The organism is Terrisporobacter vanillatitrophus, assembly GCF_051148895.1.
Lineage (GTDB): Bacteria > Bacillota > Clostridia > Peptostreptococcales > Peptostreptococcaceae > Terrisporobacter > Terrisporobacter vanillatitrophus.
The window spans coordinates 2,662,258-2,683,565 of record NZ_CP154625.1; the positions used below are offsets into that span (position 1 = coordinate 2,662,258).

At 26.0% G+C, this 21,308-nt stretch carries 19 protein-coding genes; 8 read left to right on the forward strand and 11 right to left on the reverse strand.

Annotation, left to right across the window (positions count from 1 at the left end):
* Positions 1 to 128 precede the first annotated feature (128 nt).
* Positions 129 to 584 (forward strand): hypothetical protein, encoded by a 456-nt coding sequence (locus tag TVTCOM_RS13270; protein WP_434796749.1) that lies wholly within the window; start codon positions 129 to 131, stop codon positions 582 to 584.
* Between the two features lie 66 nt (positions 585 to 650).
* Here the strand turns inward: TVTCOM_RS13270 and TVTCOM_RS13275 are convergent, their stop codons facing one another.
* A complete protein-coding gene (locus TVTCOM_RS13275; RefSeq protein ID WP_434796750.1) occupies positions 651 to 911 on the reverse strand; it encodes a TIGR03905 family TSCPD domain-containing protein in 261 nt (86 codons plus the stop codon).
* 671 nt (positions 912 to 1,582) lie between these two features.
* On the opposite strand from TVTCOM_RS13275, the gene TVTCOM_RS13280 reads away from it, so the two are divergent.
* On the forward strand, positions 1,583 to 2,341 hold the full coding sequence (locus tag TVTCOM_RS13280) for a peptidylprolyl isomerase (RefSeq protein ID WP_434796751.1): 759 nt from the start codon (positions 1,583 to 1,585) through the stop codon (positions 2,339 to 2,341).
* Positions 2,342 to 2,382: 41 nt separating this feature from the next.
* Here TVTCOM_RS13280 and TVTCOM_RS13285 read toward each other — a convergent pair whose 3' ends face one another.
* Both TVTCOM_RS13285 and TVTCOM_RS13290 read right to left on the reverse strand, forming a co-directional pair.
* Entirely contained in the window at positions 2,383 to 2,865 is a 483-nt protein-coding gene (locus tag TVTCOM_RS13285) for an Lrp/AsnC family transcriptional regulator (protein WP_434796752.1), read from the reverse strand.
* Positions 2,866 to 3,075: 210 nt separating this feature from the next.
* Positions 3,076 to 3,501, reverse strand: a complete 426-nt coding sequence (locus TVTCOM_RS13290; protein WP_434796753.1) for a CBS domain-containing protein — start codon at positions 3,499 to 3,501, stop codon at positions 3,076 to 3,078.
* Positions 3,502 to 3,650: 149 nt separating this feature from the next.
* On the opposite strand from TVTCOM_RS13290, the gene TVTCOM_RS13295 reads away from it, so the two are divergent.
* Positions 3,651 to 4,412 (forward strand): hypothetical protein, encoded by a 762-nt coding sequence (locus tag TVTCOM_RS13295; protein ID WP_434796754.1) that lies wholly within the window; start codon positions 3,651 to 3,653, stop codon positions 4,410 to 4,412.
* Between the two features lie 105 nt (positions 4,413 to 4,517).
* On the opposite strand, the gene TVTCOM_RS13300 is transcribed toward TVTCOM_RS13295, so the two are convergent.
* Together TVTCOM_RS13300 and TVTCOM_RS13305 are read right to left on the reverse strand one after the other, a co-directional pair.
* Positions 4,518 to 4,718 (reverse strand): cold-shock protein, encoded by a 201-nt coding sequence (locus TVTCOM_RS13300; RefSeq protein WP_434796755.1) that lies wholly within the window; start codon positions 4,716 to 4,718, stop codon positions 4,518 to 4,520.
* Between the two features lie 144 nt (positions 4,719 to 4,862).
* The gene (locus TVTCOM_RS13305; RefSeq protein ID WP_434796756.1) at positions 4,863 to 6,011 is read right to left on the reverse strand and encodes an amidase domain-containing protein; all 1,149 of its coding nucleotides are present in this window, start codon (positions 6,009 to 6,011) and stop codon (positions 4,863 to 4,865) included.
* A gap of 221 nt (positions 6,012 to 6,232) precedes the next feature.
* Between TVTCOM_RS13305 and TVTCOM_RS13310 the strand changes: the two genes are divergently transcribed.
* The 4 genes from TVTCOM_RS13310 to TVTCOM_RS13325 all read left to right on the forward strand — a co-directional run bounded on the left by TVTCOM_RS13310 (position 6,233) and on the right by TVTCOM_RS13325 (position 10,038).
* Positions 6,233 to 7,051: a pyridoxamine kinase gene (locus tag TVTCOM_RS13310; RefSeq protein ID WP_434796757.1), complete on the forward strand. Its 819-nt coding sequence runs from the start codon at positions 6,233 to 6,235 to the stop codon at positions 7,049 to 7,051.
* Positions 7,052 to 7,139: 88 nt separating this feature from the next.
* Positions 7,140 to 7,460 (forward strand): YlbF family regulator, encoded by a 321-nt coding sequence (locus TVTCOM_RS13315; protein WP_434796758.1) that lies wholly within the window; start codon positions 7,140 to 7,142, stop codon positions 7,458 to 7,460.
* 141 nt (positions 7,461 to 7,601) lie between these two features.
* The gene (locus TVTCOM_RS13320) at positions 7,602 to 8,924 is read left to right on the forward strand and encodes an aminotransferase class III-fold pyridoxal phosphate-dependent enzyme (protein ID WP_434796759.1); all 1,323 of its coding nucleotides are present in this window, start codon (positions 7,602 to 7,604) and stop codon (positions 8,922 to 8,924) included.
* A 19-nt stretch (positions 8,925 to 8,943) separates the two neighbouring features.
* Complete coding sequence (locus TVTCOM_RS13325; protein WP_434796760.1) at positions 8,944 to 10,038, forward strand: pyridoxal phosphate-dependent aminotransferase; 1,095 nt, start codon at positions 8,944 to 8,946, stop codon at positions 10,036 to 10,038.
* Between the two features lie 42 nt (positions 10,039 to 10,080).
* On the opposite strand, the gene TVTCOM_RS13330 is transcribed toward TVTCOM_RS13325, so the two are convergent.
* The 3 genes from TVTCOM_RS13330 to TVTCOM_RS13340 form a co-directional block, all read right to left on the reverse strand.
* The gene (locus tag TVTCOM_RS13330; protein ID WP_434796761.1) at positions 10,081 to 12,723 is read right to left on the reverse strand and encodes a calcium-translocating P-type ATPase, PMCA-type; all 2,643 of its coding nucleotides are present in this window, start codon (positions 12,721 to 12,723) and stop codon (positions 10,081 to 10,083) included.
* A 314-nt stretch (positions 12,724 to 13,037) separates the two neighbouring features.
* Positions 13,038 to 14,093 (reverse strand): hypothetical protein, encoded by a 1,056-nt coding sequence (locus TVTCOM_RS13335; RefSeq protein WP_434796762.1) that lies wholly within the window; start codon positions 14,091 to 14,093, stop codon positions 13,038 to 13,040.
* A gap of 306 nt (positions 14,094 to 14,399) precedes the next feature.
* The gene (locus tag TVTCOM_RS13340) at positions 14,400 to 15,734 is read right to left on the reverse strand and encodes a hypothetical protein (RefSeq protein ID WP_434796763.1); all 1,335 of its coding nucleotides are present in this window, start codon (positions 15,732 to 15,734) and stop codon (positions 14,400 to 14,402) included.
* Between the two features lie 145 nt (positions 15,735 to 15,879).
* On the opposite strand from TVTCOM_RS13340, the gene TVTCOM_RS13345 reads away from it, so the two are divergent.
* The gene (locus tag TVTCOM_RS13345) at positions 15,880 to 16,995 is read left to right on the forward strand and encodes an MGDG synthase family glycosyltransferase (RefSeq protein WP_434796764.1); all 1,116 of its coding nucleotides are present in this window, start codon (positions 15,880 to 15,882) and stop codon (positions 16,993 to 16,995) included.
* Positions 16,996 to 17,048: 53 nt separating this feature from the next.
* Here the strand turns inward: TVTCOM_RS13345 and TVTCOM_RS13350 are convergent, their stop codons facing one another.
* The 3 genes from TVTCOM_RS13350 to TVTCOM_RS13360 form a co-directional block, all read right to left on the reverse strand.
* Complete coding sequence (locus TVTCOM_RS13350; RefSeq protein ID WP_434796765.1) at positions 17,049 to 17,723, reverse strand: hypothetical protein; 675 nt, start codon at positions 17,721 to 17,723, stop codon at positions 17,049 to 17,051.
* A gap of 203 nt (positions 17,724 to 17,926) precedes the next feature.
* Entirely contained in the window at positions 17,927 to 18,715 is a 789-nt protein-coding gene (locus tag TVTCOM_RS13355) for a M23 family metallopeptidase (RefSeq protein ID WP_434796766.1), read from the reverse strand.
* Positions 18,716 to 19,268: 553 nt separating this feature from the next.
* On the reverse strand, positions 19,269 to 21,176 hold the full coding sequence (locus TVTCOM_RS13360; protein ID WP_434796767.1) for a glutamine synthetase: 1,908 nt from the start codon (positions 21,174 to 21,176) through the stop codon (positions 19,269 to 19,271).
* Between the last annotated feature and the right edge of the window lie 132 nt (positions 21,177 to 21,308).

Below are 21,308 nucleotides of genomic sequence, written 5' to 3' on the forward strand. Positions count from 1 at the left end.
GTTATTATATTTTGATAACCTTGAATATAAATTTTAATAGATATTTTGTTAATAATATAAATATAATATTTGTTTCAAGTATCAAAGATAAATAGATTAAATTCTATTAAGGAAACAGGAGGATTGAAATGAGCATAAGACAAAAATTTGCCGAATCATTTGCAAGATCTAAAACAATGAGCGGCCCAGAAAAAAGAGCCAACGAAATAATGGGGAAAATCCTTTTAAAAAAAGCTATACTTCCAATAGTTGCTATGGTTGTAGTTATTATAGCCTTTGCTGCACTAAGAATTAATGGTTGGTATGCTTTTGCAATAAACATAGCAATAGCAATTGGTACTTTCTTCTACATGAGAAATGCAAGTAAAAAGTATCAAGCTTTTAAACCTTATGTTGGTAACTTAATAAAAGTTGAGAAAAAAGGTAAAAAGGAATATGTTGCAATTATAAAACAAGGTAAAATGCCTGTTAAATTACAAATCGCCTATGGTGGAGAAGATTTAGAAAATATTAAGAAAAATCAACTTGTACAAATAAGCTACAATCCAGATTACAAAATAGCTATACTAGTTACAAAGCAATAATATTAATTAATAATTAATACATATAAAAAACTTCTACTAAAAATAGTAGAAGTTTTTTATTATTGTCTAATCTTTATTAAGCACATAGTCTCTATAAATCTTCAGTGCCTTTGCAAGTTGATCTGGACAAGACGTATTCTTATTTCTACATGGTATATATTCAAGTTGGTCAATTATTTCATCAATATGTCTTCCTTCAACAAAATGTTTTAAAGCTATTAATGATCCATCACATCCTCCATCAAATACAACATCTAATAAAATATCCTCTTCTATATTTAATAAAATAGATTTTGCACAGACACCATGAGTATAATATCTATACATTTTCCTCACCCCCATAATAATTTATGATAAAAAAAATGCTATAATGATATTGTAATTATTTATCTTTATATAATTTAATGTTTAGGAAGTAAAATTGAGGTAAATAGTAATAGTAAAATACTACTCATATGAAAGGAGTATAACTTTGAAAAGAGAATATTATTTAGAGATTTATTTTAGAGGCCTAACTCTTATTTTTTGGCCCATAATAATATATAAATGGATTTTCATTCCAAATATTTACATCGAAAGAAATTCTTTTTTAATCTTTACAGTTCTGGCAATAATATACATAATAAATATTGGAATTTTGCAAATAAAATATAAATTTTTAGATAATATAGTAATATACTATAGAATTTCCACATTAATCTCTTTTATATTAACATTAGCTTCTTTTCTGCTATATCCTACTAATATAACATTAATGTGGTTAAAGTTATTATCTATTTTTATCTACTTCTACATTTCTTTTAAAAATGTTTATAATCACAAAATAGAAGAATGTGTAGTAGGTATGATTAGTGCAGTATTATTATTAGTCATAAGTATATGCTATTAATTACCATATACTTACATGAGGAAATATTAGACATATTATATATTTTTTGGTATTATTTATACTGAAAGTTATTATAAAATTTTAAGGGTACAAAGGAGTAACTAATAATATGGAAAAGAAAATATTAGCTAAAGTCGGAGAAAAAGAAATATCTAACTTAGACGTTCAAAGTGCAATCCAAGGACTAGATCCTTTCCAAGCACAACAATTTCAAACTGAAGAAGGTCAAAAATATGTATTAGATGATTTAGTAAATCAAGAATTACTATACATGTATGCAAAAGATAATAAAATAGACCAAGATGAAGAATTCAGAAATGAAATGAAAAGAGTAGAAGAAAATGTATTAAAACAATATGTTATAAACAAAATATTAACTAGTGTTAAATTAACTGAAGAAGAAAAAATAGCTTTCTTTGAAGCTCAAAAGCAAAGCTTCTCTAAACCAGAAACTGCTTCAGCTAAACATATATTAGTTGATACTGAAGAAAAAGCTAATGATATATTAGGTAAAATAAATACTGGTGAAGTATCATTTGAAGATGCAGCTAAAGAACATTCTTCTTGCCCATCAAAAGATGCTGGTGGAGACTTAGGATCTTTTGGAAGAGGACAAATGGTTCCAGAATTTGAGGAAGCTGTATTCAATATGAATACAGGTGAGATAAGTGCACCTGTTAAAACTCAATTCGGATATCACTTAATTAAATTAGAAGACAGAAAAGAAGGTATTCTTCCTGAGTATGATGAAGTTGCTGAAGAAGTAGGAAAAACTTTATTATACCAAAAACAAGGTGAAGTTTATCAACAAAAATTAAACGAAGTTAAATCTTCATTCCCTAACGCAGTTGAATATATGAATAACTAATTAATAAAACAGCTCTTAGATAATCTAAGAGCTGTTTTTAATTATATAAATATTCCATTACTTTTATATTTTTTAGTAATTAAATTAAAATTAACTTCTGTCACACCTTTAATTTTATATATTTCCTCAAATATAAAATTATTTAGTTCTTGAAAATCTTTAACATATCCATGAACATGTAATTCATTTTTCCCCGTTGTAGTATATACTGATTCTATTTGTGGATGTTTGCAAAGCTCATTTGCAACAAAATCAATTTCACTTGGTGCTGCAGATATTTGTAAAAATACAGCTGTATTAAGTCCTACTTTAGGCGAGTTAACCTGTACTGTAAATTTTTCAATTATTCCTTCTTCTGTCATTTTCATAACTCGCTCTCTTACAGCCATACGAGATAGATGTACTTCCCTTGCTATTTCTGCATAAGAAATTCTACAATCATTTGCCAATAGCCTTAATATGTCCATGTCAATCTTATTTAACTTCAGGCCAATTTTATTAAAGTTTAAAGTATCTTCTTTCATAAAATCAACACCCCCCCTTAAAGTCAATTATATCATCATAAAATATGGGTGTATACATAATTTCCCATTATATGTTGTTTTTTGTATATTATTTTACACCACATAACTGTACTTGATGGAATTAAACTAAAAAATTTTCTAAATATACATATTCAAATAAAAAAATAGATAAACTCCATATTAGAATTTATCTATTTTCTAAAACCATTTTTATATTTTTACAGTTTTATGTATTTTATCGTAACAATATTCAATAATCTCTTTTCGTTTTATTATTCCAATAAAAGTCTTATGGTCGTCAATTACTGGAACAAAGTTTTGATTTCTAGCCTTTGATATTAGATCTTCAATATTTGCTTCTACAGATACTGGCGCATTGTCCTTTCTTCTTTTTATTGTACTAATCGGCATATCTTCCAATGCTTTAAAGTCTAGTGTCTTCTCTTGAAAATTATCTTTTAATGTCCACAATAAGTCGCCTTCTGTTATAGTTCCTACATATTTCCCTTCACGAGTCAATATAGGTATAGATGAATATTTATGATACTCCATCTTTTCTAGAGTTTGTCTCAATGTATAGTCTTCATAAATAAAAGCCACTTCACTTTTTGGTGTTAAGAAAAACAATATATTCATTAACATTACACCTCCAAAATTAACTAGCTAATTATAAAAGGATTTCCCTTAATATTAATTTTATCATACTTGACTCATAATTAAAATTTATATTTTCAAATTCAATCTAAAGGGTATAAATATATTATTAATTTTTTAGGAGGCATAAAATGAATTATCAATTCGAATTAAAGGATTACTTATATAAAATATATAACGAAAAAATTTATCAAATACTTATAAAAGAAGATTTGTCTAAATTAAAAAATATGAATTTAAATGAAGTGAAATCTTTAATAAAGTCAAAGGAAGTTTATTTAGGTAGCGATTTAGATGATTATATTATAAATTTAATACCAGAAGGATTTAAAGGATATCTTTTAAGAGAGACTATTTCAAAAAAACATAACCTTACTTATCCTCTACTTTATAATGAATACGGTCAACCGTTAAAAGACCATACTCATAATAGTTTTTCTACAGTACTTTGGAAAAATTTTACTAATGAAACTTTTATTAAAGATTTAAATAATGAATTTAGTCGTAAGGACTTTCATTATTATGTAGATAAAAACATTGATACATTATATAACAATTTAATTAATAAAGCTGAAACTTTTAAAAATGAAAATATTATTATTATACCTTATAAAAATAATGTTTTAGTTAAGTCTGTCAAAGAAATGATTATAAATAAGAAATTAGATTTTTCTTATGCTTTATCTTTTGTAGATATGAATAAGTTAAGAAAAGAAATGGAATCCTTTGCTATTAATCTTTCTTATTACGATGAGTTTGATAAATTAGAAGATGATTTAGAAGAATGTTTAAATAAGTTTTTCAAATACAATGACAAAGAGTTATACGATCTATTAATCAACAAGTATAACTTTACTTTAATAGACGATAATAAGTTAGTTAAAATAATTTAATTCATACAGAAAAAAAGCCACTTTAGTAGGTGGCTTTTCTTTCACATATGACTAGATATTACTAATATTTCGTTACTAATTAATACTAATATATATGAATTTTAATTATATTCTTACTACGTTAGCAGCTTGAGGACCTTTTGCACCTTCAACTACGTCGAATTCTACGTTTTGTCCTTCTTCTAATGATTTGTATCCATCACCTTGTATAGCTGAGAAGTGTACGAATACATCATCTCCACCTTCTACAGATATAAATCCAAATCCTTTTTCATTGTTAAACCATTTTACTACACCAGTTTTCATTTAATTAAATCCTCCTAAAAACACACTTTAATTTAGCTGCTTAAAAATGCAACTTTAACCTAACTTTAACATATATACATAGTTTTGTCAAACTAATTTGTTTCTATACTATTTTTATAAATTTTTTATTATATAATTATATTTTTAGTAATTTACTTTAATTAAATGAAATTTAATAGCCTTATCGCTCCATCCTAAATCCCATGGAACTAATAGCCTATCTGTATTATGGCAAGTTACTAAAGGATATCCTTTTGAGTCAAATCCTGTAACAGTAGATACATGAGTTATTCTTCCTTTTTTTTCATATCCAACAAAATCTCCAGGTCTTAAGTTGTAAGCCTCTCTATATACTTCCTCATAATTTCCTTTAGAAATATAACTTCCTCTTCCACTGTTTACTATATAATTTTTAAATCCTTGTGCATTTACCCAAGCTTTTGTTGCACTACCATTGGCATAATTCCAAATCTCATTTTTCTTAAATCTACCACTCTCATACATTATTTGTGATGCAAAATTGGCACAATCTCCACCATCACCATTAAAATCACGATACTTTGTATTAAACTTTAGTCCAAACTCTTCATCTGCAGCAGCTCCGCAGTATCTATGTGCATACTGTATAGCTTTTTCTTGCTCTTTTGTTAACTGTGGATGAATTTGTTCATGATTTATAATGCAGTTTTTTATATCATCAGATTTAATATTTTCTAAATTTAAAGAATCAGCAAAAGGGTCTGTATACCATTCCTTTACAATTATATAATTTCCACCTTTTATTTTTACATGAAGGTAATGATATGTACCTATTCTAAACATATTTATTTTGTCTGGATCATTTTCATAAGAATATTTATATTCTGTAGATACATCACAAATAATACCATATAGATTTTTTTCTCTTTCTCTCATCTTTTTTATTTTAACTTTTGTTTTTATATTGTTAAAATTTACTCCTTGTTTACTTGACCAATTTTCCAAGTACTTCATTTTTTTCACTTCTTGCTCATATGCCCAAAGGCCAAACTTAATATCAGTATCATAAAGTTCTTTTAATATATCTTCATTTTTATCTAAGATTGCTTTGTTTCTATAATCAAAAAGATTCTCCAAAAGTAAGGTATATTGTTCACTTATTTCCTTTGGATGCTCATCATTATTATAAGCTTCTCTTATTAATGTTTCTTCCTTACATAGATTATTAGCCTTATAATTAATCAATGCAAAAAATAAAACCAAGGATAAAGTAAATAACATATACTTAATATACTTATTTTGGGCTACCTTCAAGCATTACACCTCCTAATAAAAAGTACATGAATTTTTAATTTAATTTTAGTATGTCCAAATAGTTATAAATAATTTTAGGATTATTTGCAAATTTATAGATAAAATTGTATTAGTACGCTTTTTATTTTCTAATTAATATTTAAAAGATTAACAATTTTTTATTTTTTATAGTAATATAAAATTATATGATAATTTTAATGTTTTAAAATGGAGGTTTATAGATGTTAAAAAAAGTAGCTGCCATAAATGATTTATCTGGTATTGGAAAATGCTCTCTTACTGTAGCAATTCCCATATTATCAGCTTTAAAAGTACAATGCTGTCCATTTCCTACAGCTATTTTATCGAGCCAAACTGGTTTTAGTGAATATACCTTTTTAGATTTGACTGATGAAATGAAAAAATACTCAAATACTTGGAAAAATTTAAATTTAGAAATAAATACCATATGTAGTGGGTTTTTGGGTTCAATAGATCAAATAGATATTGTAAGTAATTTTATTAAAGAGAACCCTCAGTCTTTTGTTATTGTTGATCCAGTTCTTGGTGATGATGGTGTATTATATCCCATATTTAATGAAAAAACATGTGTTGAGATGAAAAATTTAGTTATGCATTCAAATCTAATTACACCAAATATTACTGAAGCTTGTCTATTATTAAGTAAGCAATTTAAAAAAGATTTTAGTGAAAAGGAAATTGTAAATATAGCTAAAGATTTAAGTAATTTAGGTCCTGAAAAAGTAATCATAACTGGTATAATTAGGAATGAAATGATTTATAACTTATCTTATGATAGAAAAACTGATAAATCCTTTACATATGGTCTTAAATATAATAAATGTTCTTATAGTGGTACTGGTGATATTTTTGTTTCAATAATATGCGGACTTATAACAAATAATTACGACTTAGATTTTGCAGTAAAAACAGCATCTGATTTTATATACAAATGTGTTTCTTATACTTATAAATACGAAAATGATCGAAATCAAGGAGTTATGTTTGAAATGTTTTTAAATGATTTAACTTCAATTTGATAAAAAAATCTAAATATTAATTAAAACTTATTCTATATCTTCTTTTAAGCTTATAAAATATAATATAGCCCTAAAGGAGGATATTTTTATGGATATAAATCAAAAAGCTAAAGAACTTGCTTATTATATTAAAGGTACTAAAGAATTTAAAACAATGAATAGATGTAAAGAGGAACTTGAAAGAAATAAGTCTTTAAAAAGACATCTAGATGCATATTTAAATAAAAAAAATCAAATTTACTCTAGATATAAAATTGATGATGCAAATAAAAGGGTATCCAAACTCGATAAAGAATATATTAATTTTTTCAGTGATCCTCTTGTAATAAATTATATGAATAGTACTAATGAATTTAATTCTATGATGAAGAAAATTTATTCATCAATAGAAAGTGAGCTCTTAAAATAAATTATATTTGTAACATATTAAAACTTCCATATAATCATATGGAAGTTTTAATATGTTATTGACTTTTATAAATATAAAGAATTATGATTTATGTAATATGTTATTATTATATATGTTTAATTTGTTAGGGGTGAAAATACAATGAATCTTACTAATAAAGATATTTGTGAGAGAGAAAAAAAGGTTTTATCAAGTATTCAAAAACTACCTTATTGTCCAATAGCTATAAAAAGTGGAAAAGGAGCTTTACTATATGACTATGATGGAAATGAATATATAGACTTTCTATCAAGTGCTTCTTCTGCAAATATAGGCCATGGTAATAAAGAAATTATCCAAGCTGTAAAAAATCAAATGGACAAAATTACACAATATACTATTGCTTATTTCACTTGTGAAGCGCCAGTAATTCTTGCAGAAAAAATAATAAACTTAGTTCCTGGAGATAACAATAAAAAAGTTCTTTATAGTACTAATGGCTCAGAGTCTATAGATGCAGCTATAAAATTATCAAAAGGATATACTGGTAGAAATAAAATCATATCATTTCATGGAGCTTATCATGGAAGTACTTATGGATCTCTTTCAATTTCTGCCATAAGCTTAAATATGAGAAAAAAGATAGGTTCTCTTTTACCTGATATTTATCATTTTAGCTATCCTATTTGTATCAAATGTCCCTATGGTAAAAATGAAGCTGAATGTAATCTGGAGTGTTTGGAAGAAATAAAGAATGCTTTTCAAATGTATTTACCTGCTGATGAAGTAGCTGCTGTATTTTTCGAACCCATCGCTGGTGATTCTGGTATTATTGTTCCTCCAATAAAATATGTAACTAACCTCTATAAATTATGTCAAGAGAACAATATATTATTTGTAGTTGATGAGATTCAACAAAGCTTAGGTAGATGTGGCTATTGGTTTTCTATAGAACATTTCAATATTGAACCTGACTTAATTGTTATGGGAAAATCTTGTGGTGGAGGCCTACCTTTAGGAATGGTAATTGGTAAAAATGAAATTATGGAATGTTTAAGCGCTCCTGCTCATGCTTTTACGCTTTCGGGAAATGCTACTGTGTGTGTTGCAGCCTTAAAAATGATTGAAATATTTGAGCGAGATAATATAATTGAACAAACTAAAGAAAAGGGTTCCTATTTAATGGACAAATTAAATTACTTAAAAGATAAGTATCCTAATATTATAAAAGATGTACGTGGTTTAGGCTTATCTATAGGCGTTGACTTACCCCATAAACTTGCTACAAAGAAAATATGCTATCAATGCATCAAAAATGGTCTACTACTTATATCTTTAGGTGAAAATACTCTTCGAATTCAGCCACCTTTAGTTATTACTAAAACACAATTAGATAAATCTATTGAAATATTAGAAAATTCTATTAATGATTTTATAAGAGGAAAAATCAGTGATGATGCTTATATTTTTATAAATGGATGGTAAATAAAAAGGAGGTTAATATTTGAATTATAAAATTAACAAGTATGTTATGGAAGAAACTTTTTTATCTTATGCAAAAGAAGAAGATTTATCACAAACATACATAGATTGCTACGATGGCATAAATAATATTACTTTTTCATCAAATGTTAAGGATGCTTTTAATAAATTGAACTACTCTACCTTAAAAAATTATCCTCGTGGAAATCATCTTAAAGAATCTATAAAGAATTATTGGAGTAGTAAGATTGACTTAAATTTTAATAATATTATATTAACTGAAGGTTCTATTAATGGAATATATTTATCTAATAAATTATTTTTGAAACCCAATGATAATGTTTTAGGATGTACTCCTCAATTTCCTGAATATGCCATGGATGTTAAAATGCATGGAGGAAATTTTAATTACTATACTCTAAAAGAGGAAAATAACCATCTCTTTAACGAAGATGAATTTATTAAACTTATAAATAATACTTACAAATTAATATATTTAGATAATCCCAATAATCCCACAGGTCAAATTATTTCACTAAAACAAATTGAAAAAATAATTAAAGTTGCAAAAAATCATGACATAGTCGTTGTAGTTGACGAAGCCTATGGTGATTATATGAATACAGAAAATTCCGCCACAAACTTAATAAACAAATATGATAATGTAATTATACTTAAAACATTTTCTAAATTTTTTGCTTTAGCAGGAACTAGAGCTGGTTATATGATAGTCCCAAATAATTTATATGATCTTATAAATAAAATTTCTAATCCTTATTGTATAAATGAAATTGGTCGCCAAATGGCTTCTATCGCATTAAATGATAATAATTTTATAAAGGAAACTCTATATATAAATAAAAAAATTAAATCTTATTTTTTTAAGTCATGGAAAAACCTCATAATCTCACACACTGACAAAACAGTTTCCATTTTTTTATTGCACCACAAAAATCCAAGTATAAATCTTGAAAAAGAATTTGCCAAGTTTAATATTGATGTAGTAAATGGCTGTGCCTATATAGATTTAGGTGAAAATTATGCAAGACTAAGAATTCCAAAAGAGAAAGATTTAGAAAAAGTATTACTAGCTTTTGAATATATTGATAAATTATAAATGCATAAATAAGGAACTGTACTATACAGTTCCTTTTTATAATTATTTTACTTCATATCTTCTTTGGAAAAACTTAACTAATTCTACTATAGGTATTACTGTAAATGATATCAAAAGGGATACACCATATTCTATAATTGATATACTTTCCAATCCAAAAGCATTTGACAAAAATGGTATATAAATTACTGCAAGAGTAAGTAAAAGTGACAATATCATTGCACCCCATAAAAACTTATTTTGAGATTTTATAGTAAATATAGAACTTCTTCTAGAACGAAGATTAAATGAGTGAAATATTTCTGCCATTGACATAGTTAAAAATGCCATTGTCATTCCGTCTGCACTATTCACAAACTCCCATATTCCGCTTTCCATATAGTGGCCAACTACATAAGCGACTATAGTAATTATGGCTATCATAAATCCTTGCCATATTATATCAATATTTACCCTACCAGCAAATATGCTTTCTTTTGAATCTCTAGGCGATCTTTTCATTATGCCATCTTCTGCTTTTTCTGTTCCAAGAGCTAAAGCTGGAAAACAATCAGTAATTAAGTTAATCCATAATAAATGAACAGGTTTTAAAATAACAAAACCTACTAAAGTTGCAAAGAATATAGCTACAACTTCACTTAAGTTAGATGATAATAAAAACTGAATGGATTTTCTAATATTGTCATAAATTCTTCTACCCTCTTCTACTGCATGAACTATAGTAGCAAAATTATCATCAGCAAGAACCATATCTGATACGTTTTTAGTAACATCTGTACCAGTTATACCCATTCCCACACCTATATCAGCGATTTTTATGGCTGGAGCATCATTTACTCCATCTCCTGTCATGGCAGAAATTTTTCCTTTTTTCTTCCATGTATTTACTATTCTAACTTTATGTTCTGGCTGAACCCTAGCATATACTGAGTATTTTTCTATATTCTTTTCAAACTCTTCATCACTAATTTCATTAAGCATTGCACCTGTTATAGCTTCACTACTATCTTTTATTATTCCTAACTCTATGGCTATAGCAACTGCCGTATCTTTGTGATCTCCTGTAATCATAATAGGTCTAATTCCTGCACTATTACATTCTTTTATAGCATCTACTACTTCTTCTCTTACTGGATCTATCATTCCTGTAAGACCTACAAATATAAGGTTATTTTCTAATGTTTCGCTAGCAATCTCTCTTGGTACTTCTTCATAATATCTTATAGCAGAACATAAAACTCGAAGAGCTTTATCCGCCATATCTTTATTTTCTTTAATTATTTCATTTCTAATCTCTTCACTTAATTCTTCTACTTTATTATTTATAAATATCTTATTACAACGTTTTAATATTACATCAGGGGCTCCTTTTGTGTATTGAACATAGTTATCTTTGTTTTTATGAATAGTAGTCATCATTTTTCTATTTGAATCAAAAGGTAGTTCCTTAACACGAATTTCAGTTTTTACTAAATCATTTTTATTTAATCCTAATTTGTATGCATAATTGACTAAAGCACATTCTGTAGGTTCGCCCATAGCTTTTTTACTGTCTTCATCTAGTGTGGCATCACTACAAAGTGCCATGGATTTAGCCAAAAGTTTTTCATCATATCCATAATATTTAACAACAGTCATCTTATTTTGTGTTAAAGTTCCTGTTTTGTCTGAACAAATAATTTGAGCACACCCTAAAGTTTCTACTGCCGTTAGTTTTCTTATAATAGCACTTTTCTTAGACATATTTGTAACTCCAATAGCTAAAACTATTGTAACCACTGTAGCTAAGCCTTCTGGTATGGCTGCCACTGCTAAACTTACAGCAACCATAAATGTATCTATAAGTACTTCGCCATTTAAATCAGGATAGGATTTTCCAAGGGTAAATAAAAATATAAAAATACATATTCCTATAACTAAAAAACTAAGAGTTTTACTAAGTTGGCTCAGTTTAACTTGTAAAGGAGTTTGACTTTCTTTTGTATTAGAAAGTACATGGGCTATTTTTCCCATTTCTGTATTCATTCCTGTAGCTGTTATTACAGCTCTACCACGACCATAAACAACTGAACTTCCCATGTATACCATATTTTTTCTATCACCTAAAGATATATCTTTTTCACCAGATGATAATGACAATGTGTCATTATTCTTTGTAACTGCTAAAGATTCTCCTGTTAAGGCAGCTTCTTCAATTTTTAAACTGGCAGTTTCTATGATTCTTCCGTCTGCTGGTACTGCATCTCCTGCTTCTAATAAAATTATATCTCCTAGAACAACCTCTTCACTTTTAATTATTAATTGTTTATTATTTCTTATTACTTTACATGTTGATGCAGTCATATTTTGCAAAGCTTCTATAGCTTTTTCTGATTTATTTTCTTGATACACTCCAAGTATTCCATTGATTATTACTACTGCTAATATTATAAAAACATCTGCAAAAGACTCATTGGCATAAGCTGCTGTTATACCTGATATTATGGCAGCTAAAATAAGAATAATCGTCATTGGATTAGTTAATTCTTTTAAAAATTTCACAATTATTGGAGTATTTTTGCCTTCTTCAAGCTTATTTAATCCATTTTCTTTTAATCTAATCTTACTTTCCTCTTCGTTTATTCCTTCAAAACTAGAGCCTAATGAATTTAATATTTTTTTGTAACTAATCAAGTATTCTCTCATTTTATTACCTCCTTTTTATTATTATGAATATAAAAAATGAGACCTATGTATAGAGAAATCTATACACAAGTCTCATTCATTAAGATAAACCAGACTGAATTCTCAGCCAAGATGTTGATTTACCTCGCATATACTGCGGAACTACTCCCCTGTGGATTAATTCGTTTTAATAATATATTTCTAGTATATTATAATTACATTTAATTTAGAATAAATTGCCATAAATTCTTTATTATTTTACATAAAGTTAACATCTTTATGTTATGTAAAAAGGTAGAACTGAAAGCCCTACCTTCTCCCCCTATTTATTATCCTTATTTATTGTAAGGCATTTGCTCCATCATTTGTTGCATATACATATAATAATTCATCCACATCTCATCATATTGATTAGTATAAGGAGACATATTAAAATTATCTAATGATGGATATTTATTAGTAAAGTTACCCATACATTGCATTGGTGCCATATTATACATTGGGCTTACATAAGTTGAACATGAATTTTCAAAAGAACAATCATTATCCATATCCACATAAATTATTTCATCATAACATTTGCATGTCTTTTCTACTATAGTTTCACAAGTATTTTTATAAGGTTTTTCACATGCACATGATGGCATTGAATGCATAGTTGGCATACTAGTTACAATATCCATTTTAGGTTGTACTGATTGATTTGATACACAATTATTTTCACAATTTTGTAGTTTATTACCACATTTACCTAACATCTCTTCGCATTTCTTAGACTTACTTTCATATTCTTTTATCTTATCCCCTGCTGTTTTATAGCATTCTAATGCTTTTTCATCATATTTTAATGCTTGATTATATAAACATTTAGCTTTGTCATTATAAGTTTCAGCTTTTTCATATAAGCATTTGGCTTTTTCACAATTTTCTTTCGCTTCTCTTTCTATACACTCTGCTTCCTTTTTTAAAGCTTTTGCTTTTTCACACAATTCCTGTGCTCTTTGCATCAATTCTTTTGCTTTACATTCATCATTTTTAGCTTGATTTTCACTTTTGTTTGCATTTTGTAATAAATTACATGCCTTTTGTGATAATAATTTAGCACTCTTCTCGCATTCCTTAGCTTGATTAAATGTTTGTGTTGCATCTACTTCATATTTACAAGCCTTTTCAAATAATTCTTCTGCCTTTTTAGCTAACTCTACACATTTATCTACACAAGTTATCTCATAATCTCCACATGGACACTCTACATAAGAAGCCATTGCTTTCTTTTCAGTAGGACATGGTTTACAAGATGAAATAGGTGTACATTCTACTGCAGATTCAACTGGTTTACAAGCTTCATTTTGAGGAGCGCAAGAACAAGATTGTTTCTTCTTTTTTTTCATAATAAGTCAAACTCCTTTTGTTGTTTTTATTCCATAAGCCCTAAAACTTATGTCACTTAATATAATTATATGAAAAGCTTGTAATGTGGTTACTTATTGTAAAGCAAAAAAACAATACAAGTAGAATTTACTTGCATTGTTTGAATTTAAAAATATTTTTAATTAAACATTTGTTGCTTGAATATTTACTTTATATTAATTTTCTAAATTTTTATTTATAGTTTGTCTGAATTCTTTTAAATTATAATCTTTTTCATATATTATATTTTCTCTTAACTCATTTGCATTAATTAATACTATGTTAAGTTAAAGTATATATCCCAAATAAAAATTGTAAGAAATAAAGAAAATAAAAAGCATTATTAAAAATCTTTCAATTGTTACTAAAAATATTTCTACAATATTTAAATCAATTATGGATACTTTAATAAAAGGTATTAAAAAACTAATACTTACACATTGAAGACTTATAAATAATCCTATCATTACCCTACTTAGATAATAAGTATTGTTGTCTATGATTTCTATAGCTGAAATATTGTTAAAAAAGTTTAAATTCAATACATTTGATATTAAGATACTATTTGGAACATTAAGCTTAGTAATAATAATATAAACAAGATTGTTTATTATATCCATTACAAAAGTTATATTATATATAATGTTTCCTATAAAAAAAATAGTTATAATTATAGGAATTAAGTCCATCAAAATGTATATTACATCATTTAAATATGACAAAGATAAGCTAATAAATTTTTTATTAGTTTTATTTTCATAATATTTTTTAACTGCTGTATTTAACTTATATTTTTTGCAATTAACATTTTTATGACCAGATTTAAAATAATAACTTTGATTTTTCTTATTTAAAGGATAAATTCTACTAATGATAGTATTACATATAAATAAAACTATCATTTCCATAATTAAAAATTTCCCTGTATTTATATCTATCTTGTTGCATAAATCCTTAGTTAAACTTAATGATAAAACAGAAAAATTTAAAATTGTAATAGCACATTCTCGTTGTCGTAGTTTACCACCCTTATAGAGGCTATATGTAACGAAAGCACCACATACATTATCTACTAATAAATATACTAAAAAATTTAAAAATACCTTCCCACTTACTCTAAACATCTTCTTCATAATTTTATGAGTAAAAGCTTCTGTAATTTCAACTAATCCATAATCTAATAAAAATGGCATAAATAAAGATGCAATAGGAAGAACAATACTTAAATTTAATATTAAATCTTTTAAAATAAATATAAAGCTATCATCTATAAAAAAAATTTCTCCTTTTCCGACTAATATAAAAACAAATATTATTAAACTAAATATTTTTATAATTATTAAAAATTTGTTTATACTTGACTTGTTTACATTTATTATACTTTTTAAAATAGATAATGAAATAAAGAATATAATGCTTATATTTATAAGTATGGACGCTTTATTCTCTAAAAAATAAGACATATGATATAATAATGTTTCATTTTGGTTATTAACTTTTATAGGTACGAAAAAAATGATTATGCCTATTAATGAAAACATATAAATTTTCATTTTTTTTAATAAATCATCATCATTACATGAGTGATTTTCATTATAGGTACTATTATTAATACTTTTCATAATTTCACCTCTTTTTCTATGTTTTACATAGGAGGTTAACTTTCCTTTATGATTTTAAAATTTATTATCAAAATCATTGTCATTGATTATAATTAAATACAAAGGTATAATACTATAAAAGAAACTTTCTTTTCGAGGTGATATTTTGAATGAAGTAGAGAATAAAAAAACTATACTAATATTAACAGCCCAATTTGGCGCTGGTCATATTAGCGCAGCAAATGCTATAAAGGAATATATTCAAGAAAAAGATGATAACATAAATATTGTAATAGAGAATTTTATTAGCGCAAGTGTTCCTCGTATAAATAAACCTATGATAAAAATGTACGAAAGTAATACTAAGTATGCTCCTGGACTATATAATTATTACTATTATATAAAAAAATCTTTTAATGCTAAATACGATATATCTTATAAAATATATATGCCAAAGCTTGCTGAGTACATAAAAAGCATTGACCCACATTTAATTATTTCAACATTTCCATGTGCTGCAGCATGTGTAAATGATTTTAACACAAAACATCCTCACAAAAAAATACCATCTATAACTGTGATAACTGATGTAGTAGATAGCTTAGAGTGGATATTTAAAACAACAGATATGTATTTTGTGCCATCTTACGAAATAAAAAATAGATATGTTCAAAAAAGCTTAGATCCTAATATTTTTAGAGTAACAGGAGTACCTGTAAGTAAGAGTTTCATTTGTGATAAAAAAATACGTAGTGATAAACTTAGACTACTTCTTATGGGTGGAGGCAGAGGTTTATTTGATTTTGATGAAAATTTTATGCACTGGCTTGATGAATACTTAAATGAATATAATGATGTATTAGATGTAACTATAGTAACTGGTAGTAACAAAAAACTATACGATACCTTAACTGTAAAAAAACCTCTTCAAAACATAGATGTAAAGGGATTTGTTACTAATATGTCCGACTTATTAAAAAATTACGATTTAATGTTAACTAAATCTGGTGGTGCAACATTATTTGAAGCCATTAGCTCAAATACTCCTATAATAGTAAAAAATCCAAAAGTTGGTCAAGAAATTGAAAATGCTAAATTTATCAGGGATAAGGGAATAGGTATTTTATATGATAACGATGAAGATTTAAAAGATTTAATAAAAAATTTATTAAATAATAAATTGGATTCAAGAGTTGAATTTATGGATAAAAATATTACTTATTTCAAAAAAAACATACACCCTGATAAAATAGGTGATTATGTTTTTGAACTTCTTAAATAACAAAAAATCATGTTTGCTTATCCAAACATGATTTTTAATGCTTTTATAAATAACTATTTGAAGGAATTAAAATTAATTACCTTTCCTTTTGTATTATTTTCATTACTTATTCCCTTATTGTTTTTATCAATATTAAGCTTTTTAGATTCACAAACAACTTTTATAATTTTATAAATAATAAATATCGTAAATGTTACACCAATGCAATTTGTTATAAAATTTAAATATGAATTACTTCCTCTACTATAAATCAGAATATTGATAATTCTTAAAAGTGATACTAATATTAAATTTGTTTCTATCATCGAACATATTTTATTAATTTCACCTAGCATTGATTTTTTCTTCAATAATCTAATCATTGCCAAACTATTTTTATTTAAAGATTTTAATATATCCTTTAATACTATTAAACTAATATCCTTATTAAATACCTTTAGTCCTGGAATTATTAGCGCTAAAGATAAAAATATACATGTATTATAAAAATATACATCATCTGGATCTGGATTTTTACTTGATATAAAATAAGCGATTATTATAAAAAATATAGCTAAACCAGTAAAATTTACTCTAATCTCTTTAATTCTAGTATAAACTGAATAAATTATTGCAATAGCACACGAAACTTGAAAGGCAATTTCTATGTTACTTATAAGAGCAGCATTAAAAAGTAATACAGGAACTACAACATATATTAATATATCTTTTAACAACCTAGACTTCATACAACCCCTCCCCCATTCCTTCAGTAAGCCATTATTTTTATTTTTCTACTAAATTATATTAATATTATTTTCTATACATTAATAAATAAATCCTTTTTATTACACCATAAAATTTTCATTTTATACTAAATATTCTAAATTATTTTAAAATTTCAATAATTAACAATAAAAAAAGCAAAGACTTAATCTTTGCTTTTTTTTATTTATATATCATTACTTATTCCATACAATGGATTTATGCTCTTATCATTAATTTTAACTTCAAAGTGAACATGATTTCCCGTTGAATTTCCTGTTGATCCTACCTTAGCAATAACTTGTCCTCTTTTCACTATTTGACCCGCCTCTACTATTAGATGGCTATTATGAGCATACAATGTTTTTTTATTATCAAAATGTTCTATTTCTACCACATTTCCATATCCACTTTTATAACCTGCAAAACTTACAATTCCATCATCACTTGCAAGGACCGACGTATTTTTGGGTGCAGGAATATCAATACCATTATGAAAGCTTATTCTTTTTGTTATTGGATGTATTCTATATCCATATCCAGAACTAATATACCTGTAGTTTTCTAAGGGCCATTCTCCTCTTATGTAAGTCGCATTACTTTTTTCCAAAGCGGCCTCTTTTTCTCTTTTGATTTCTTTTATTAATAAATTTTCACTTTTTTCACAATTTATTAATTGTCTCTCAAAAAACATTTTAAAAAATTTAATTTGACTGTACTTTAAAATATCTATATTAATTTTTTTTCCCAATATACCACTCTCTATATCATTGTTGAGAATTCTATATTGATTTTCACTTTTTAATATACAGTCTAAATCTTTTATTCTATTATTTAGATTTTCTTCCTTTTTTGTTATTGATATTAATATATCTATGTTATTACTTTGTCCATAGGAAATATTCCTTTGAAAGCTAAACATTAAGCTTACAAATAAAAAAGTATTAATAACTAATACCTTTAAATATTTATTCATTTTATTCCTCCTTTTCCTATAAACATTATTATTAACCAAGTTCAATTTTTTTATAATTCTATCTATAATTTTCATTCAAATCAAATAAAATATATTAAGGGCAAAGGGGGAATTTTTATGGATATAAATTTAAAAGATTATTTATTTCTAAGTATTTTCGTTTTTTCATTTTTATATTGCTTACTTTACATACTTAGAGACTGTTACTTCGCAACACAAAATTTCCAAATGAAAAAATATATAAATAAAGTATTGCCTTTTTTTACAAAGTACAACGGATTCTTTCTTATACTCACATTTATATTTTTAATTATAAATTTTTATAATGCATATATTACAAAATTATCATTTTATATGATTGTAATAACTATAATTTTAAATATCATATTTATTTATATACCAATAAAAAAACTTACACCTGCAAAATACTTGAGATTTTTATCTTATGTTTTATTTGTAGGCGTATTATTAATATCTCTATTATAATTTTATAACAAATAAAAAATACTGTGGACTTTTAATCCACAGTAATTTTTGTAATATGAAACTTATATTAGAATATATTTTTGGCGTAATCTACATATAAAGATTGAAGTATTTTCATATCATAACTAAGTTCTTTTTGAAGATTTGATACAGTCTCATAATCTTTGTTTTCTATAGCTTCTATAATATTTGTAAATAGACATTTACTTGTTAATGTATCTTTCATTACTTTTGTTTTTAACTCTGTAATTGCATTCCAATTTACTTCATCTAAAGCATCCATATTTTCTTTTGTGTGTAGTTTTACATAACTTCTTAATCTATCCATATGATCATGAATAATTCTAAATCTTAATTCTTTTTTCCATTTATCTATAGCTCCTGTTTTAAAAGAGTTAATTATATTCTCACTAAATACATTTCCATTTTTTAATGACTTAAGTTTTTCTTCATATTTTTTGAAGTTTTGCATATTTTCGTATACTGTTGCAGGTGGTTCACCAAATCTTATTGTTCTTTCTTCTTCATTGTAATGTTCAAATACATCATTTTCATCTCTGTATACTCTATTCTTGTCTAAATAGAAACTTTCTTCTCCTAAATCCTTAGATATTTCTTTTTCTAATTGTTTAGTTGTTAGCTTACTTTTTGCAGCAGCTATAATTCCATCTAACATAGTTTGATAGCATCCTGCTATAACTAAATAAGTATTAGAAAGAGGATTTGGTGATCTAAGTTCAAATCTTAAAGATTTTGGATTTTTTGCATCTCTTACAAGCCCCACAAGTACTGATCTATTTCTTGATGGTATTTCATAAGTATGACCAAGAGATGTTACTATACAAACAGGCGCCTCAAAACCTGGTACTAATCTTTCAAACCCATCATTTGTACAAGTCACTATTGGATTTAAAACTTCATAGTTATGAAGTAATCCCATTAAAGCTCCATATCCTATTTCATTTAAGTAGTCTTTTTTCATATCTTTTGGAGCAAATAAGTTTTGAATTTTTCCATTTTTTAATTTTACACTTGCACCTATATGAGCATGACCTCCACTACCTGCTACGCCGTATATAGGTTTAGCCTTAAAAGTTACTTCTAGTCCGTTCATTGTAAATATATCTTCTATTACTTCTCTTACTATTAATTGATTATCTGCTGCTCTAAGTGGTGAATCAAACTTCCAAGATACTTCTAATTGTTCCATAGCATGATTTGTTTTACCTTCTATACTTATAGAACTTTGTATTCCTCCAACTTCTTTATGAGCCATTTCTGGGCTTATTCCCAAGTTTTGTAACTTGATTAAGGATTTTTCCAGACACGTTCTTATTATTCCATGAGTTCTTTTCCAGTATTGTTCTTTCAAACTTTGAGATACTGCTAATTTTTCTAAATCTGCCTTGTCTTCTGGTGTATTAACCCAAAATTCCAATTCCGTAGCCGCTGTCAAAAGTATGTCTTCTATATCATCTACACTGTTTATTCCTATATTATTTATTAAATGAGGATATTCCTTAAATAAATCTAGTAAAGATTTTTTAAAATGTCTTTCAGCTTTTTGTAATACTCCTCTTGAACAAACTTTTTTATTATCATGAATTAAAAATGCTGGTATTTTCAGTGTTCCTATTGGCAAATTAGTGTCTTCATCTATATGTTCTAAATTATAATCAACATACCATTTTGAATTAATATCTGGCATTAAATCAACCTTTGCATTATTTAGTGTTGCAATATCATATAATTCAACAGAAGATCCATCTGTTTGTATAGCCGATTTTAAGAATCCTTCCACATCTTCTAAGAAAAACTCTATAGGAATTTTCTCATCTGTTGCATTTCCTCCTAAATCTACCCCCACTAATGATACGAACCTTACATTTTTATGTCTTGACATTAACTCTTTAAACTCTTCTTCATTATAATTATTTTTATTAACGTAATATAGCATGTCATTAAAGCTTTTCATTTTTTAAATTACCTCCAAATTTAAGTCAAATATATTCCGTATTATTTTTTATTTCATTTTTAAAATAATTCGTAATTTTATTTATTTTATTATAAACAATTTAATAATTCTTCGCAATATATTTTTATTCAT

What these genes read in the sequence shown, in the direction of transcription:
- TVTCOM_RS13270 (WP_434796749.1), top strand. Translation starts at nt 129, where the DNA reads ATGAGCATAAGACAAAAATTTGCCGAATCATTTGCAAGATCTAAAACA.
- TVTCOM_RS13275 (WP_434796750.1), bottom strand. Translation starts at nt 911, where the DNA reads ATGTATAGATATTATACTCATGGTGTCTGTGCAAAATCTATTTTATTA.
- TVTCOM_RS13280 (WP_434796751.1), top strand. Translation starts at nt 1,583, where the DNA reads ATGGAAAAGAAAATATTAGCTAAAGTCGGAGAAAAAGAAATATCTAAC.
- TVTCOM_RS13285 (WP_434796752.1), bottom strand. Translation starts at nt 2,865, where the DNA reads ATGAAAGAAGATACTTTAAACTTTAATAAAATTGGCCTGAAGTTAAAT.
- TVTCOM_RS13290 (WP_434796753.1), bottom strand. Translation starts at nt 3,501, where the DNA reads ATGAATATATTGTTTTTCTTAACACCAAAAAGTGAAGTGGCTTTTATT.
- TVTCOM_RS13295 (WP_434796754.1), top strand. Translation starts at nt 3,651, where the DNA reads ATGAATTATCAATTCGAATTAAAGGATTACTTATATAAAATATATAAC.
- TVTCOM_RS13300 (WP_434796755.1), bottom strand. Translation starts at nt 4,718, where the DNA reads ATGAAAACTGGTGTAGTAAAATGGTTTAACAATGAAAAAGGATTTGGA.
- TVTCOM_RS13310 (WP_434796757.1), top strand. Translation starts at nt 6,233, where the DNA reads ATGTTAAAAAAAGTAGCTGCCATAAATGATTTATCTGGTATTGGAAAA.
- TVTCOM_RS13315 (WP_434796758.1), top strand. Translation starts at nt 7,140, where the DNA reads ATGGATATAAATCAAAAAGCTAAAGAACTTGCTTATTATATTAAAGGT.
- TVTCOM_RS13320 (WP_434796759.1), top strand. Translation starts at nt 7,602, where the DNA reads ATGAATCTTACTAATAAAGATATTTGTGAGAGAGAAAAAAAGGTTTTA.
- TVTCOM_RS13330 (WP_434796761.1), bottom strand. Translation starts at nt 12,723, where the DNA reads ATGAGAGAATACTTGATTAGTTACAAAAAAATATTAAATTCATTAGGC.
- TVTCOM_RS13335 (WP_434796762.1), bottom strand. Translation starts at nt 14,093, where the DNA reads ATGAAAAAAAAGAAGAAACAATCTTGTTCTTGCGCTCCTCAAAATGAA.
- TVTCOM_RS13340 (WP_434796763.1), bottom strand. Translation starts at nt 15,734, where the DNA reads ATGAAAAGTATTAATAATAGTACCTATAATGAAAATCACTCATGTAAT.
- TVTCOM_RS13350 (WP_434796765.1), bottom strand. Translation starts at nt 17,723, where the DNA reads ATGAAGTCTAGGTTGTTAAAAGATATATTAATATATGTTGTAGTTCCT.
- TVTCOM_RS13355 (WP_434796766.1), bottom strand. Translation starts at nt 18,715, where the DNA reads ATGAATAAATATTTAAAGGTATTAGTTATTAATACTTTTTTATTTGTA.
- TVTCOM_RS13360 (WP_434796767.1), bottom strand. Translation starts at nt 21,176, where the DNA reads ATGAAAAGCTTTAATGACATGCTATATTACGTTAATAAAAATAATTAT.